Origin of the sequence: Microbacterium sp. Root180, from assembly GCF_001428485.1 — a bacterium.
In the GTDB taxonomy this organism is placed as follows: domain Bacteria; phylum Actinomycetota; class Actinomycetes; order Actinomycetales; family Microbacteriaceae; genus Microbacterium.
The window spans coordinates 421,858-436,663 of record NZ_LMHS01000003.1 but is presented as its reverse complement, the minus strand read 5'-3'; the positions used below and the strand labels follow the sequence as shown (position 1 = coordinate 436,663).

Here is a 14,806-nt window from a genome sequence, read left to right as displayed (position 1 = left end):
CGTTGACGGATGCCGCATCCGCGGACTTCGCGAGAAGGCCACGGGGTCGGGGGCCTCGCGCCGCCCGACCCCGCAGCTGTCTCAGCGCTCGCTACACACCATCCTGGTGCTGGTCGCGAACCAGTTCCACAACCTCGTCGTACTTCGGCGAGTTCATGAAGTTATCCACGGACACGTGCACCGAGCTCGGCGTCTGCTGGCGGGCCCGGTCGGTGAGCTGGTTCTGCGTGATGACCAGGTCGGCCGAGGCATCCAGGTTCGCGATCGCCTTGTTGACGACCGTGACGTCCTCGATGCCCGCCTTCTTCATCTTGTTGCGCAGCACGCTCGCGCCCATCGCCGACGAACCCATGCCCGCATCGCACGCGAACACGATGTTTTTGATCGTGCGCTCGGTCATCGTGCGGGGCTCGATCCCGCCCTCAGCCGCCGTCGCGGCGCCGCCGCGCAGGCCGCCGAGCGCATCCGACGACTTGCCCTTGGCGGCCTCGGTCTGCGTGATCGCCGCGCTGAACGCGTCGTCGGTGGCAGCCATCGCCGCCAGATCACGCTTGCGCGAGGCGCGCAGGATGATCATCGAGATGAGGAAGGTCACCGTCGCCGACAGGATCACCGACAGGATGACCGCGACGTACGAGTTGTTCGCGACTTGGGCGAGCACCGCGATGATGCTTCCCGGTGCCGCGGGGGCTCGGAGGGCGCCGCCCAGCAGCATGTTGGTGGTCACTCCCGTCATGCCGCCCGCGATCAGGCCGAGGATCAGCACGGGCTTCATCAGCGCGTACGGGAAGTAGACCTCGTGGATGCCGCCGAAGAACTGGATGACCGCTGCACCCGGGGCCGAAGCGCGCGCGGCTCCGAGCCCGAAGAAGGTGAACGCGAGCAGCAGCCCGACACCGGGGCCGGGGTTGGCCTCGAGCAGGAACAGGATCGACGAGCCCTCCTCGGCCGCTTGCTGGATGCCCAGCGGCGTCAGGACGCCGTGGTTGATGGCGTTGTTGAGGAAGAACACCTTCGCGGGCTCGATGATGATGCTCGTGAGTGGGAGCAGGTTGGTCTCGACGAGCCAGTTCACCGCCGCGCCCAGCGCCTCCATGATCCGATTCACGACGAACGCGATCGGGTAGAACCCGAGGATCGCCATGGCGAAGCCCCAGATGCCGGCGGAGAACATGTTGACGAGCATCTCGAAGCCCGCCTTGATCTTCCCCTCCCACAGCGAGTCGAGCCACTTCATGGAATACGCGGCGATCGGCGCCATGATCATTGCGCCGATGAACTGGTGGATCTGGGGGATGGTCGGGTCGCCGGCGGCCTCGGCGATGGCGTTGTACTGCGCCACGAGGAGATCGGATCCTGCGATGACGCCCATCGTGCCGATCGTCGCCACCACGCCACCACGGATGCCGTAGACGATGCTTCCGCCCGTGTAGGCGATGATCAGCGGCAGCAAGTAGTGGATGAACGGCCCGACGATCGTGGCCAGGTCGGCATTGGGAGTCCAGCCCACGTCGATGAAGAAGGCGGTGAAGATGCCCCACGCGATGAGCGCGGGGATGTTCGGCATGATCATGCCGGACAAGTACGTGCCGAAGCGCTGGACTCCGACCCGTGCCTTGCTGCCGCCACTCGTGGCGGCCGGTGACGTCGTCGTCATTGCTGTGTCTCCTTGTGTGAGGTCGCGGCCGCTTGGGCCGCGGTTCGGGCGGATGCCGCATCATTCGCGGCGAGGGCAGCCTGCGCGATCTCCCGCGCATCGTCGAGGCTGTGCTGGAGGAGGGTGGCCCGCACGTCGGCGATCGCCGTGGGGGCCATGGACAGGCTCGTGGCGCCGAGGCCCACGAGCACGACCGCGAGGAGAGGGTCGGCTGCCGCCTCACCGCAGATGCCCACGGGCTTGCGGTTGATGCGGCCGGCGTCGCCGACCTCGCGGATGAGCCGCAGCACCGCAGGGTGCCACGGATCCTGGAACGCGGCGACCGAGCCGAGCAGGCGGTCGGCGGCCATCGTGTACTGGGTGAGGTCGTTCGTGCCGATCGAAGCGAAGTCGGAGAATCCGAGGATGCGGTCGGCCAGCAGTGCGGAGGACGGCACCTCGACCATCACTCCGGCGGTCTTGATGCCGTAGTCGCGGGCGAGATCGGTGAAGTACCTCGCCTCCTCGACGGTCGCCACCATCGGCGCCATCACCCACAGATCGGCGTCGGTCGCGGCATCCGCTTCGGCCAGCGCCGTCAGCTGCTCGCGCAGGATGTCCTCGCTCGCGCGGAGGGCGCGGATGCCGCGGAGTCCGAGTGCCGGGTTCTCCTCGTGCGCGTCGTTGAGGAACGCGAGCGGCTTGTCGGCGCCCGCGTCGAGCACGCGCACGACGACCTTCTTGCCGGGAAACGCGGCCAGGAGCTTCGTGTACGACTCGCGCTGCTGCTCGACGGTCGGCGCCTGGCTCGAACTGAGGAAGAGGAACTCGGTGCGGAACAGGCCCACGCCCTCGGCACCGAGCGCGACGGCGTCGGCCGCGCCGTCGGGGCTGCCGAGGTTCGCCAGCAGCGGGATCGGCGTGCCGTCCGCGAGGGCGCCGTCGGTGATCGGCGCCGTCGCCGCAGCGGCGCGGTCGGCCGCGCGGTTGCGCGCCCGGTCGAGCTCGTCGGACGTCGGCTCCGTGGTCACCACGCCGGCCGCGGCATCCACGATCACCGTCTCGCCGTCCTTCAGCCCGGTCGCCGCGACCGCGCCGACCACGGCGACGATGGACTTCTCGCGGGCGAGGATCGCCGTGTGCGAGGTCGGTCCGCCATCCGTCGTGACGAGCGCCAGCACCTTCTCGAGGTCGAGGAGGGCCGTGTCGGCGGGCGCGAGATCCTTCGCGACGAGCACGAACGGATGCCCCGGATCGGGCACGCCGGGAGCCGGGACGCCGCGCAGCCGGGCGATCACGCGCTGGGCGACGTCGTCGAGGTCGGCGGCGCGCTCGCCGAGGTAGCCGCCGAGCGCCGTGAGCTGGTCGCGGAACGAGGCGAACGCGTCGAACACCGCGAACTCTCCGGTCTTGCCCTGACCGATGCGCGCATTCACCTCGTCGGCGAGGCTCGGGTCCTCGGCCATCATGGCCTGCGCCTCGAGCACGTCCTGCGCCGCACCGCCCGCCTGGGCGCCGCGGGTCTCGAGCTCCCGGGCGACGCCGGCGACGGCATCCGCCACCCGTGCCTTCTCCTCGTCGGCGCTCAGCGTGCTCGGTGCGTCGCTCGGCGGCGGCAGGGGCTCGGACATCCGGGCCACCGGACCCTGGGCCACACCCAGGCCGATTCCCACTCCACGAAGCTCGGTCATCGCCTCACTCCGCGTCGTGGTCGGTCGTGAGCAGCTCGGCGAGGGTGTCGAGCACCGACTCCGCGTTGTCGCCGTCGGCCGTGAGGGTGACGTAGTCGCCCTGCTCGACGCCGAGCGCGATCACGCCGAGGATGCTCGCCCCATTGACGGGCGCGCCAGAGTCCTTGGCGACGGTGACCGGGATGCCGGAGTCCTTCGCCGCCTGCGCGAACAGCTTCGCCGGGCGGGCGTGCAGTCCGTGGGAGGAGCCGATCCGGACGGTGCGGGAGATGGGTGGCATGGGGGTGACCTCTCTGTCAGTCGCTGGGGTGGATCGTGTCGGCGGGGGCGGCGTCGGTGCCGGCGATCGCGTCTCGCACGAGCGCGAGCGTGCGCGTGCCGTCCGTGTCCGCGAAGACGTCGGGCGGCAGCAGCACCACCGTCGTGCCCCGCGCGGCGGCGTCCCGCTCGATGCGGGGGAGCGCGTGGGCGAGGTGAGGGCCCACGAGCACGACATCGGCGGCATCGAGATCGATCGGAAGCGACTGCTCGGTGCCGGCGAAGGCGATGTAGGCGAGTCCCTGGTCGTGGGCCGCGTGGCGCACGCGCTGGGCGACGAAGGTGCTCGACGCACCCGCTCCGCAGACAACCAGGATCCTCATCGACCCACCTCTCTGTGGCCATTCTTGTGAAAACGCTGGGAGCCGACAACCAGTCCTTCTTCCGCAGGGGGCGGAAAGCGTCGCCGGTCCACAATCGCGCCGAACGACGCCGCGCGCGGGTGCCCGCGTGGTTGACTGGCTCCACCCCGCGGCGAGGCCGCTCGCGGAAGCGAAGGATTCTCGGTGACCAGAGCGCGACAGGACAGGCTGCTCGGTCTGCTCGTGCGAGACGGGGATTGGGCGACTGCTGCGACCCTGGCCGACGCGGTCGGAGTGACCCCGCGCAGCATCCGCTCGTATGTGACGGCGGTCAACGCGCGTGTCGCGCCGGGCCTGGCGATCGAATCGGGTCCGCTGGGCTATCGCGCCGGTTCCGAGGCCCCCGCAGCGCTGCGGACGGCGGGGACGGATGCCGGCACCCCCCGGGATCGGCTGCACACCCTCGTCCGCGCCCTCCTCGACGCCCCCGACGGCATCGATGTGTTCGAGTTCGCCGAGCGGCTCCACGTCAGCCCCGCCACGCTGGATGCGGACCTCGCGCGCGTGCGCGGTCTGCTCGGCGGTACCGAGCTGACCCTCGAGCGATCGGCCTCCACCGCCCGGCTGCGCGGCACCGAGATGGCCCAGCGGCGCCTGCTCAGTCGCCTCGCCCACGACGAGATGGATGCGGGATCGTTCGACCTCGCCGCCCTCCGCCGCACGCTCGGCGAGGACTCGGTCGGCGCGGCGGCGTTCGGGCCCTTCAAATCCGACCTCGTCGCCGAGCTCGGATCGATGGGGTACTTCGTCAACGAGATCGGCATCTCCGACGTGGTGATGCACATCGCGATCGCCGCGGACCGGGTGGCGCAGGACCGCGGACTCGAGGGCGGCCCTGACGACGGGCGCCCGGCCCTGCAGGAGATCGCGGCGCTTCTGGACCGCCTCGCGCGCCGGCACCTCGGCGTGGACCTCGGTGCCGGGGACCTGCAGCACCTCGCGACCCTGGTGCTCACCCGCGTGGTCGCGCCCGGCGACGAGGCCCCGGCGGATCAGGCGAGGGCGCGGCTCGACCCGGGGATCGAGGCCGCCGTCCGCGACGTGGTGGGCACGGCATCCGCGGAGTTCCTCGTCGACATCGCCCACGAGGACTTCATCCTGCGCCTCGCCCTGCATGTGCAGAACCTGCAGCATCGGGCGCGCGAGCAGGCGTGGTCGCGCAACCCGTTGACGCGCTCGCTCAAGTCGACGTACCCGATGATCTTCGAGGTGGCCGTCTTCGTCGCGAGCCGGCTGCAGGAGCGGCTCGGCATCCCGCTGCCCGACGACGAGATCGCCTACATCGCGATGCACGTGGGCGGGCGCCTCGAGCGCAGCCGCCGGGCCGATCACCTCCTCACGGCGACGATCGTGTGCCCGGGCTACTACGACCTGCACGAGCTGCTGCGATCGAGCGTCGACCGCTCACTCGGGCAGGCGATCGAGGTCGTCGGCGTCGAGACGCGCGTCGACCCCGACTGGGCGTCGATCGACACCGACCTGGTGCTGACGACGATCGACCCCGTCACTCCCGCCGACCGCATCGTGAAGATCCAGCCCTTCCTCACCGACGCCGACATCGAGCGCGTGCAGGCCGCGGCAGGCCGCATCCGCCGCAGCCGGCGTCTGGCGCGCCTGCGCACGGAGCTGGAGCGCTACTTCGCACCGTCGGCGTTCGTGCGCGGCCTCGAGGAGGCGGCGACGGGCGGCGCGGACGGCGTGATCCGCACGCTCGGCGCGACGTTGATCGCGCAGGGTGTCATCGACGAGGACTACGTGCGACGCGCGATCGAGCGCGAGAGGCTGTCGTCGACGGCGTTCACGGATGCGCTGGCCGTGCCGCATGCGATCGGGATGACGGCGACCCGCACGTCGATCGCGATCGGCATCGCCGACCCGTCGATCCCGTGGGGAGACGGCCGTGTGCAGGTCGTCGCGCTCGTGGCCTTCTCCGAGACCGACCGCGAAGCCTTCCAGACCGTGTTCGAGCAGTTCGTCGAGGTCTTCTCCGAGCGCGACAGCGTGCAGCGGATCGTCCGCCGGGCGACGGACTTCGGCGGCTTCCTGGACGAGCTCGTCGCCGTGATCGACGGCTGAGCCCCGGCATCCGCTCGCTCGTTCTTCTTCGGGTTTGGGGCGCTTGCCGTCCGTTGGGGCGCATATCGCGCGCCCCAACGGACGCATCGCGCCCCGAAAGCGCCGGCTCAGTGGGGTGGGAGGATGCCGAAAGCGGCGAGCCGTGCGCCGAGCGCCGCGGAGGTCGACAGGTGTGACCATCCCCAGCGCGCGAGCCGTCGCTGCGTTCGTCCACGGATCCAGTCCTCGCGACGCTTCTCGCGATCGAACACCTCGGCTGTCGTCCGTCCGTCCGTCATGCGGTCGTCCACGTACTTGATCGACCCGTCGAATTCGCCGAAGGCCGCCGCCTCATCGAGCGCGAAGTCGACGAAGTAGTCGCGACCGCCAGGACCCGCGACGCGCGCTTGGAGCCCGATCTCGCGGAACCCCAGCTGGTGGAGTCGGATACGGCTGATGCTCTCGCCCGGAAGCTGCGCGCGCCCGTCCGCGAACTCCAGCGCTCGGGTGGCTCGCGCCTGTCCGTGTGCCGAGCGGGCGGCGATCTCCAGCGTCTTCTGACGGAACGACTCAGCGCCTTCGGTGTCGTACCGCGCGTTCCCCGACCCGAATCGCGAGCGCAGCGCGCCGTCGGCGATCGTCACGGCCCGCTCGAGGGTGAACGTCCGCACGACATCGGATACCGTGCGCGCGAGGCCCGTGACGAGGAGCCCCTGACGTTCCTCGACGTCCGGATCGGGCTCGCCGCGATGACGGACGACGCCGGATGCCGCGCCAGGCCGCTCGGGTGCGGCGATGACATGAACGCTGGTCGGGTGCGGCCGGAAGAGAGGGAGCCCATGGATCGCCGCCGCCGTCTCATGAGAGAAAAGGGGTGGCGCGGCGGAGACCGCGTTGAGCGCTCGGGCTCGCGCGACGATCCGTCGTTCCGGACTCGCGCTTCGCCACGCTTCCCCGGGCACGAACATCCCCGGCCGGATCCGCACCAGATCTCCCGACGCGACGTCGGAACGAACCCGCCGGGGCGACGCGCCCTCCGCGATGAGCTCGTTGTAGCGGCGCGGGGTGAGATCGGCGGTCATTCGCCGAGGATTGTCCACGCGCATCCTCCCGGACGGCCCGGCCGCGGCATCCGTGGATGGATTGAAGTCCGACGCCCCCGTGGACGAGCCGTCCGGGTCCGGCGGTGCCCGGTTCGGGGCGTTCGTCATCCGTTGGGGCGCGTTTCGCGCGCCCCAACGGACGAGGCGCGCCCCAAACCCGAGGATCGGCCGCCCCAACGGACGAGGCGCGCCCCAAACCCGACGAACCCGGGAAGGGCAGCGGATGCCGCGGCGGGGTCAGCCGCGGCGGAGGCGCTCCTGGAGGCCGAGGCGCACGGCCGGCCACTCGGTCGGGAGGATCGAGAAGACGACGGTGTCGCGGAGGGAGCCGTCGGGGCCGAGGCGGTGGTTGCGCAGCACGCCGTCCTGCTTGGCGCCGAGCCGGGCGATCGCCTCGCGCGACTGCCGGTTGTGCCAGTGGGTGCGGAACTCGACCGCGATCGCGTCGCAGGCCTCGAACGCGTGCGTGAGCAGCAGGAGCTTCGCGGCGGTGTTCACAGCGGTGCGCTGGGCCTCGAGGCCCAGCCAGGTGTGGCCGATCTCGACGTGCCGGTGGGGCTGGTCGATGTTGCAGAACGTCGTCTCGCCGACCACTCGGTCGGAGTCGAGGCGGCGTACGGCCCACGCGTTCATGTGGCCCTCGGCCTGCCAGGCCAGTCGCTGGGCGACATCGGACGCGGCATCCACCGGCGACGGCACCGAGGTGTACCAGGCGTGCTCCAGCCCGACGGCGGCGGCCGCGAGTTCCTCAGCGTGCTCGGGTCGCAGCGGCTCGAGCCGGACGTGGGCGTTCTCGAGGGTCACGGACTGCGCGAGGAGCATGCTCCGAGCCTAGAGCGATCGAGGTGCTCAGCCCTCCTTGTGCATCGCCTTCTCGGCGGCGGCGGCGCCCGCACCCGCATCGTGCTCGGCCGCCTGCGACGCCTCGCGCGCGGCGGTGATCGCCCGTTGCCCGGCCGGCAGCCACACGGCCAGTCCGATCACGACGAACGTCAGGATGCCGGCGGCGACCAGCAGCACCTCGATCGGCACGGTGTCGGCGAGGGGGCCGAACAGGACCATGCCGAGCGGCATGGCGAGGGCCATCACGATGCCGACGAAGCCGAACACGCGTCCCTGCCGCTCGGGCTCGACGGTCTCCTGCAGCAAGGTCATCGACGGGGTGGAGAAGAACGGCACCGCGAGCCCGACCAGGAACATGAAGCCGAAGAACATCCAGATGCTCGTCGAAAGGCCGAGCCCGATCGACAGCCCGCCGAACACGAGTGACGACACCACGATGAGACCGATGCGACTGCGCTTCGCGAACAGCGAGGCGACGAGGATGCCGCCCAGCATCATCCCCACGCTGAAGGCGATCTCGAGCACGGCGAGGTTGACGACGTCCTGCGTCTCGCCGGCGGGGAAGTTGCGCACGAGCATGAGGGGAGTCAGGTTGGACGGGGCGACGGTGAGCACGAAGATGATCGCGAAGACGACGAGCAGCCAGCGCACGAACGCGTGGTGCGCGATGTAGCGCACCCCGTCGACGAGATCCGCGAAGTAGCCGGTCTCGACGTCGGCGGCGCGGCGCACCGCGCGCACCGGGATGAGGGCGAGGAAGCCGATGCCGATCACCGCCGTCACGACGTCGATGAAGAAGATCGGGATGAGCGACGACGCGCTCCCGTCGGAGGCGGCCGAGGACCACGCGTAGATCGCGCCGGCCGCCGCGGGTGCGAGGAGCATCATTCCCGACTGGATCGATCCGTTCACGCCGTTCACCCGGATGAGGTTGCGCGTCGGCACGATCTGCGGGATCAGCGCCGAAACGGCGGGCATCTGGATGCCGGCACCTGCCGACCGGATCGCCATCACCGCGAAGAGCAGCCAGACAGCGTCGAAGCCCGTCATCATGATGAGCGCGAGGGCGAGGGTCGACAGTGCGATGGCGGCATCGGCGCCGATGATCAGGAACTTGCGATTGTGGCGGTCCGCCCACACACCGCCGAAGATCGACACGACGGCCTGCGGCAGGAACCCGAACAAGGCCGCGAGCATCATGTAGACGCCGGAGCGGTACTCGATCGTGAGGTACCAGAAGACCGCGTACTGCACGAGCATCGAGCCGAACAGGCTGACGGTCTGCCCGCTGAGGAACAGGACGGCGTTGCGCAGCCAGTGGGCGGGGTCGGCCGAAGGCTCTGACCCGTCGCCGGCTCCGGGGGTCGCGTCGATCGATCCGGCGATTGACGCGGCGGCGAGCGGCCCGCCGGCCTCGGGAATCGATTCCTCGGACGGAGGAGCGGATGCCTCGGCCTGCGGATCTCGACGGTCTTCGCCGGTCATCTTCTGCTCCTCGTCGTGCCGGAAGTCCTCGCGATCGTGCCCGCGACCAGGACACGATATATCGCGAGTGTGACTCTAGCACGAGCCACCGACACGGCCGGAACCCGCGCGCACCGGCCCGTGAAAACGGCGGCTGATCAGCCGATCTCGTCCAACAGGGCCTGAGCGCCCGCCCCGAGTCGCGCGATCCGCTCCGCCGCATCGGCCGACGATTCGCCCCGCACGTCGAGGTACAGCTTGAGCTTCGGCTCGGTGCCGCTCGGACGCACGATCACGCGCGAGCCGTCGACGAGCCAGATGCGCAGCACGTCCCCCGGCGGCAGGTCGTCCACGCCCTCCAGCAGGTCGTCGATCCGCTCGACCGCCACCTCTCCGATGGCAGACGGATGCTGCGCCCGCAGGGCCGCCATGATCCGCGTGATCGTGGAGACATCGTCGACGCGCACCGAGATCTGATCGCTCGCGAACGCGCCGAACGTCTCGTCGAACTCGGTCAGCAGGTCCGCGATCGTCGCGCCGCGGCCGCGGGCCTCCGAGACCATGCCGAGCATCGCGACGGCGGCGGAGATCCCATCCTTGTCGCGCACCGTCTCCGGGTTGACGAGGTAGCCGAGGGCCTCCTCGAAGCCGAACACGATGCCGGGGGCGCGCGAGATCCACTTGAAGCCGGTGAGCGTCGAGTGGAAGTCGAGCCCATAGTGCTCGGCGACCGTCTGCAGTCCGGGGGAGGACACCAGCGAGCAGGCGAGGGAGGCGCCCTCGGTCCGTCCGGCCTCGGCCGCTCGACGTGCCGCGCGCCAGCCCAGGAGGAGTCCGATCTGGTTGCCCGTGAGCCGGCGCCATCCGCCGTCCGCGGCATCGTCGGGGACCGCGACGGCCAGACGGTCCGCATCGGGGTCGTTCGCGATGATGAGCTCTGCACCGGTCTCCCGTGCGCGCTCGAAAGCGAGGTCCATCGCACCCGGCTCCTCCGGGTTGGGGAACGACACGGTCGGAAACGCTCCGTCGGGCTCGAGCTGCGCGGTCACCGGTGCGGGAGCGGGGTAGCCCGCGGCATCGAGGATGCGGGAGAACGTCTCCCACCCGACCCCGTGCATGGCCGTGTACACCCACGTGAGGCCGTCCGCGCCGGGGGGCGCGGGTGCGACGTCGGCCGTTTTCGCGACGTACTCGTCGACGATCGACTCGCCGGCGACCTCGTACCCGAGCGAGCGCGGGAGCAAGGCGATGTCACCCGCCGCGGCGATGCGCTCGATGTGCGCGGCGATCTCGGCGTCGGCCGGTGCGACGATCTGCGACCCTTCATCCGCGCCGCCGAGGTAGACCTTGTAGCCGTTGTCGTTCGGCGGGTTGTGGCTCGCCGTGACCATGACGCCGGCCGCCGCGCCGAGCCGTCGCACCGCGAAGGCCAGCACGGGCGTCGGGAGCAGGCGGGGGAGCAGGATCGCGCGCAGGCCCGCGCCGGCGAAGATCTCGGCGGAGTCCCGTGCGAAGACTTTCGAGTTGCGGCGACCGTCGTATCCCACGACGACCGTCGGGGCCGCAGCATCCGCCCCGGCATCTGCGCGCTCGAGGACGTACGCCGCCAGTCCTGCCGCCGCCTGCGCCACCAGCACGCGGTTCATGCGGTTGCTGCCGGCGCCGAGTTCCCCGCGCAGCCCCGCGGTCCCGAAGGCCAGTCGCGCCGCGAATCTGTCGCCGAGGTCGGCCGACGCCGCGGCGTCGCCGCTCTCGGCGGCGTCGATCAGCGCGCGCAACTCTGCTCGCGTCTCAGGGTCGGGGTCCTGTGCGAGCCACGTCCGTGCGCGGTCGAGAACGGATGCCGCGTCCCCGCGGCCGCTCACAGGGCGCCGATCACGCGGGCCAGCAGCGACGAGATGACCGGCTCGGCCTCGCGACCGGCGTCGATCACCTCCTGGTGGCTGAGGGGGGTCGTCTGGATCCCGGCAGCCATGTTGGTGATGAGCGAGAACCCCAGGATCTCCATGCCGGCCTGGCGTGCGGCGATCGCCTCGAGCGCGGTCGACATGCCCACGATGTGGCCGCCGATCGTCTTGGCCATCCGCACTTCGGCGGGCGTCTCGTACTGGGGACCGCGGAACTGGCAGTACACGCCTTCGTCGAGCGACGGGTCGATCGTGCGAGCCAGGTCGCGCAGCCGCAGCGAGTAGAGGTCGGTGAGATCGATGAAGGTCGCGCCCTCGAGGGGTGAGTCGCCGGTGAGGTTGATGTGGTCGCTGATCAGGACCGGCGTCCCGGGCTTCCAGGTGTGCTTGATGCCGCCGGCGCCGTTGGTCAGCACCATCGTGCGCACGCCGGCGGCGGCCGCGGTGCGCACGCTGTGCACGACCCGGCGCACGCCGTGCCCTTCGTAGTAGTGCGTGCGCGCGCCGATGACGAGAACGCGTCGTCCCTTCGGCGTCAGCACGCTGCGGAGCGTGCCGACGTGGCCCTCGAGCGCGGGCTGGGAGAAGCCGGTGACCTCGGTCGCAGGGAAGGTCGCAGTGGTCTCGCCGATGAGCTCCGCCGCCTTCCCCCAGCCGCTGCCGAGCGTGAGCGCGATGTCGTGGTGATCGACGCCGGTGAGGCGCGCGATGTCGTCCGCGGCCGCGGACGCGACCTCGAACGGATCGGTCGCCGGGTCGTCGAGAGGGTTGCCGGTGGTGTCTGACATGCCCACCACTCTAGGAAGGCCGGGGGGTGAGGGCCAGCGCGAGCTGATGCGGTGTCGTCGCGGAGGCGCTGGGCGGGGGAGAATGGGGCACATGTCTCTGAGCTTCGAGCGCACCCAGAGCGTCGCCATCATCGGCGGCGGACCCGGCGGCTACGAGGCGGCGCTGGCCGCCGCCCAGCTCGGAGCCGAGGTGACGGTGGTCGAACGGGCCGGGATCGGCGGCTCCGCCGTCATCACCGACGTCGTGCCCTCCAAGACCCTGATCGCCACCGCAGACGCCGCCATCGCGATCGCCGGGGCAGGCGATCTCGGCGTGCAGCTGTTCGCGAAGGGAGGCGACGGCAAGCCGCTCAAGCCCGAGATCGCGATCAACCTCACGGCGGTCAACAAGCGTCTGCTCGCGCTGGCCCGGCAGCAGTCCGACGACATGCGCGCATCTCTCGCCGAGGCAGGCGTGCGCATCATCTCTGGTCACGGGCGCATCGACGGAGAGAACGCCGTCGTGGTGTCCACCGGGCCCGGCGGCACCGATTTCGACCGCGTCGAGGCCGACACCCTGCTCGTCTCGACGGGGTCGTCGCCGCGCGAGCTCGACAGCGCCAAGCCCGACGGCGTGCGCATCCTGACGTGGACCCAGCTTTACGACATGAAAGCCATCCCCGAGCACCTCATCGTGGTCGGCTCGGGCGTCACCGGTGCGGAGTTCGCCGGCGCCTACATGAACCTCGGCGCGAAGGTCACGCTCATCTCGAGCCGCGATCAGGTCCTGCCGGGGGAGGATACGGATGCCGCGGCCGTCCTCGAGAAGGTGTTCAAGCGCGGCGGCATGACGCTGCTCTCGAAGTCCCGCGCCGACAAGGTGGAGAACCTCGGCGATCGCGTGGTCGCCACCCTCAGCGACGGCCGCACGGTCGAGGGAAGCCACTGCCTGATGGCGGTCGGCTCGATCCCGAACACGGCGGGCATCGGACTCGAGCAGGCCGGCGTGCAGATGACCGAGTCGGGCCACATCCAGGTCAACCGCGTCGCGCGCACGTCGGTGCCCAACATCTATGCCGCCGGCGACTGCACCACCTTCGTCCCGCTGGCCTCGGTCGCGTCCATGCAGGGGCGCACCGCGATCTTCCACGCGCTCGGCGACGTCGTGATCCCGCTGGAGCGGCGCCGCATCACCTCGAACATCTTCACCGCCCCCGAGATCGCGACGATCGGCTGGCAGCAGAAGGACATCGAGGACGGCTCCATCAACGGCGTCGTGCACAAGCTGCCCCTCGCGGCCAACCCGCGGGCGAAGATGATGGGCATCAAGGACGGGTTCGTGAAGCTCATCGCGCGCCAGGGGAGCGGCACCGTCATCGGCGGCGTCATCGTCGGACCGCGCGCGTCCGAGCTGATCTACCCGATCGCCATCGCGGTCGAGCGACGGCTGACGGTCGACCAGGTCTCGCGGGTGTTCGCGGTGTATCCGTCGCTGTCGGGCAGCATCACCGATGCGGCCCGTGCCATGCACGTCGTGGACCACCAGATCTACGGCGGCTGACACCTCACCCTTCCGCGGAGCGGATGCCGCGGCATCCGCTCCCCTCCCCGCACGCGTGCGTGACTCGTTCGTTCATTCGGTCGTTCCACAGGACAACCGGGGTTCTGCATGCTCCATGCCGCGTGCCGTCTCCTGCACAACCGCGGTCATCCTGTGGAAGCGGTGGCGGCGGATGCGGGAGCGCGGCGAGTCCCGATGCTTCGGCACGAGGGCACGGCGCCCTCTGCGACGAGGCGGAGGCGATCAGGGGGCGACGTCGATCGCGACGAGGTAGGCGCCGGGCTCGCCCCGGCTGTCCAGGGTGACGGAGAGACCGTCGGCGTCGGTCGTGAACGGGTAGGTCGCCGCACCCGGGCAGGTCAGCTCCTGGGCGTCGGCCTCGTAGGGAAGCGCCTCGCCCTGGCTGAGGGCGACGTCGACGGGGAAAGCAGACGCGGCCGCGCATTCGACGGTCACGACGTGGTCGCCCGGCGGGCGAGAGGCATCCGTCCATCCCACCGGCGACACCTCCCCCTCGAGCCCGAAGCTGCCCCAGGACACGCCACTGGCACTGTCGAGCTCCGCAGCGCGATCGGTGAAGTGCGCCTGCCAGGGATCGGCGGCCGCGGCGGGCTCTGTTCCGATGACCGCGACGTAGGCGAAGGTCGCCGGATCGGCGGTCACGTCCACACGCGCGATGGTGATGCCCTCGCGCTCGCCGCTCGGCACGATCTCGTGGGGCTCTTCGTCGCAGGGAACCTCCGCCCCATCCGCGTGCGAACTCGTCGCGGCCGAGACCTCGAACTCGAACGACGCGGTGCCGCCGCCGTAGCAGCTCACCTCGAAGGCGTCGACGTGGACGCCCGGTGCGGGGAAGTCCAGAGAGATCCCCGACGGCTCGTCGGGGTCCTCACGCCCCGACTCGGGCTCTGCGGGGATCACCGCGTTGCCGATGACATCCGATCTGCCGACGTCGGCGTGCTGCGCCTCATCGACCCAGACTCGGGCGTCGTCGAGGGTGGAGGCGGGGGCGGTGCACCCTGTGAGCGCGAGCGCGAGGGCGACGGCGACGAGCGCAGCCGGGGGGAGGCGGCGAGACATGGCGCCACCCTAGCGAGCG

Annotated in this window: 12 protein-coding genes; 2 read left to right on the top strand and 10 right to left on the bottom strand. The window is 70.6% G+C overall.

Translation table 11 applies throughout. From position 1 onward, the window contains the following. Positions 1–91: 91 nt before the first annotated feature. Genes ASD93_RS09465 through ASD93_RS09450 form a run of 4 tightly spaced genes read right to left on the bottom strand, consistent with a single transcriptional unit; the run spans position 92 to position 3,968 of the window. Positions 92–1,657, bottom strand: coding sequence for a PTS mannitol transporter subunit IICB (locus tag ASD93_RS09465; protein ID WP_056121664.1), 1,566 nt, complete (start codon positions 1,655–1,657; stop codon positions 92–94). Beyond that, positions 1,654–3,327 (bottom strand): phosphoenolpyruvate--protein phosphotransferase, encoded by a 1,674-nt coding sequence (ptsP, locus tag ASD93_RS09460; protein WP_056121661.1) that lies wholly within the window; start codon positions 3,325–3,327, stop codon positions 1,654–1,656. The genes ASD93_RS09465 and ptsP overlap by 4 nt, the downstream gene beginning before the upstream one ends. Positions 3,328–3,331: 4 nt before the next feature. Next, on the bottom strand, positions 3,332–3,607 hold the full coding sequence (locus tag ASD93_RS09455; protein ID WP_056121659.1) for an HPr family phosphocarrier protein: 276 nt from the start codon (positions 3,605–3,607) through the stop codon (positions 3,332–3,334). 16 nt (positions 3,608–3,623) lie between these two features. Further along, entirely contained in the window at positions 3,624–3,968 is a 345-nt protein-coding gene (locus ASD93_RS09450) for a PTS sugar transporter subunit IIB (protein WP_056121658.1), read from the bottom strand. A gap of 183 nt (positions 3,969–4,151) precedes the next feature. Here ASD93_RS09450 and ASD93_RS09445 point away from each other — a divergent pair, with 183 nt between their 5' ends. Next, positions 4,152–6,083, top strand: coding sequence for a BglG family transcription antiterminator (locus ASD93_RS09445; RefSeq protein ID WP_056121656.1), 1,932 nt, complete (start codon positions 4,152–4,154; stop codon positions 6,081–6,083). Between the two features lie 107 nt (positions 6,084–6,190). On the opposite strand, the gene ASD93_RS09440 is transcribed toward ASD93_RS09445, so the two are convergent. The 5 genes from ASD93_RS09440 to ASD93_RS09420 all read right to left on the bottom strand — a co-directional run bounded on the left by ASD93_RS09440 (position 6,191) and on the right by ASD93_RS09420 (position 12,167). Further along, on the bottom strand, positions 6,191–7,144 hold the full coding sequence (locus ASD93_RS09440; protein ID WP_056121654.1) for a hypothetical protein: 954 nt from the start codon (positions 7,142–7,144) through the stop codon (positions 6,191–6,193). Between the two features lie 258 nt (positions 7,145–7,402). Beyond that, positions 7,403–7,987: a GNAT family N-acetyltransferase gene (locus ASD93_RS09435; protein ID WP_056121652.1), complete on the bottom strand. Its 585-nt coding sequence runs from the start codon at positions 7,985–7,987 to the stop codon at positions 7,403–7,405. 27 nt (positions 7,988–8,014) lie between these two features. Then, positions 8,015–9,493: an MFS transporter gene (locus ASD93_RS09430; RefSeq protein ID WP_082569263.1), complete on the bottom strand. Its 1,479-nt coding sequence runs from the start codon at positions 9,491–9,493 to the stop codon at positions 8,015–8,017. 137 nt (positions 9,494–9,630) lie between these two features. After that, positions 9,631–11,337 carry a phospho-sugar mutase gene (locus ASD93_RS09425; RefSeq protein ID WP_056121650.1) on the bottom strand — a complete coding sequence of 569 codons (1,707 nt, stop codon included), beginning with the start codon at positions 11,335–11,337 and terminating at the stop codon, positions 9,631–9,633. After that, positions 11,334–12,167 carry a purine-nucleoside phosphorylase gene (locus ASD93_RS09420; protein ID WP_056121649.1) on the bottom strand — a complete coding sequence of 278 codons (834 nt, stop codon included), beginning with the start codon at positions 12,165–12,167 and terminating at the stop codon, positions 11,334–11,336. The genes ASD93_RS09425 and ASD93_RS09420 overlap by 4 nt, the downstream gene beginning before the upstream one ends. A gap of 82 nt (positions 12,168–12,249) precedes the next feature. Between ASD93_RS09420 and ASD93_RS09415 the strand changes: the two genes are divergently transcribed. Beyond that, positions 12,250–13,707 (top strand): NAD(P)H-quinone dehydrogenase, encoded by a 1,458-nt coding sequence (locus ASD93_RS09415; RefSeq protein WP_056121647.1) that lies wholly within the window; start codon positions 12,250–12,252, stop codon positions 13,705–13,707. A 243-nt stretch (positions 13,708–13,950) separates the two neighbouring features. On the opposite strand, the gene ASD93_RS09410 is transcribed toward ASD93_RS09415, so the two are convergent. Beyond that, positions 13,951–14,787 carry a hypothetical protein gene (locus tag ASD93_RS09410; RefSeq protein WP_056121642.1) on the bottom strand — a complete coding sequence of 279 codons (837 nt, stop codon included), beginning with the start codon at positions 14,785–14,787 and terminating at the stop codon, positions 13,951–13,953. Positions 14,788–14,806: the final 19 nt, after the last annotated feature.

What these genes read in the sequence shown, in the direction of transcription:
- ASD93_RS09465 (WP_056121664.1), bottom strand. Translation starts at nt 1,657, where the DNA reads ATGACGACGACGTCACCGGCCGCCACGAGTGGCGGCAGCAAGGCACGG.
- ptsP (WP_056121661.1), bottom strand. Translation starts at nt 3,327, where the DNA reads ATGACCGAGCTTCGTGGAGTGGGAATCGGCCTGGGTGTGGCCCAGGGT.
- ASD93_RS09455 (WP_056121659.1), bottom strand. Translation starts at nt 3,607, where the DNA reads ATGCCACCCATCTCCCGCACCGTCCGGATCGGCTCCTCCCACGGACTG.
- ASD93_RS09450 (WP_056121658.1), bottom strand. Translation starts at nt 3,968, where the DNA reads ATGAGGATCCTGGTTGTCTGCGGAGCGGGTGCGTCGAGCACCTTCGTC.
- ASD93_RS09440 (WP_056121654.1), bottom strand. Translation starts at nt 7,144, where the DNA reads ATGACCGCCGATCTCACCCCGCGCCGCTACAACGAGCTCATCGCGGAG.
- ASD93_RS09435 (WP_056121652.1), bottom strand. Translation starts at nt 7,987, where the DNA reads ATGCTCCTCGCGCAGTCCGTGACCCTCGAGAACGCCCACGTCCGGCTC.
- ASD93_RS09430 (WP_082569263.1), bottom strand. Translation starts at nt 9,493, where the DNA reads ATGACCGGCGAAGACCGTCGAGATCCGCAGGCCGAGGCATCCGCTCCT.
- ASD93_RS09420 (WP_056121649.1), bottom strand. Translation starts at nt 12,167, where the DNA reads ATGTCAGACACCACCGGCAACCCTCTCGACGACCCGGCGACCGATCCG.
- ASD93_RS09415 (WP_056121647.1), top strand. Translation starts at nt 12,250, where the DNA reads ATGGGGCACATGTCTCTGAGCTTCGAGCGCACCCAGAGCGTCGCCATC.
- ASD93_RS09410 (WP_056121642.1), bottom strand. Translation starts at nt 14,787, where the DNA reads ATGTCTCGCCGCCTCCCCCCGGCTGCGCTCGTCGCCGTCGCCCTCGCG.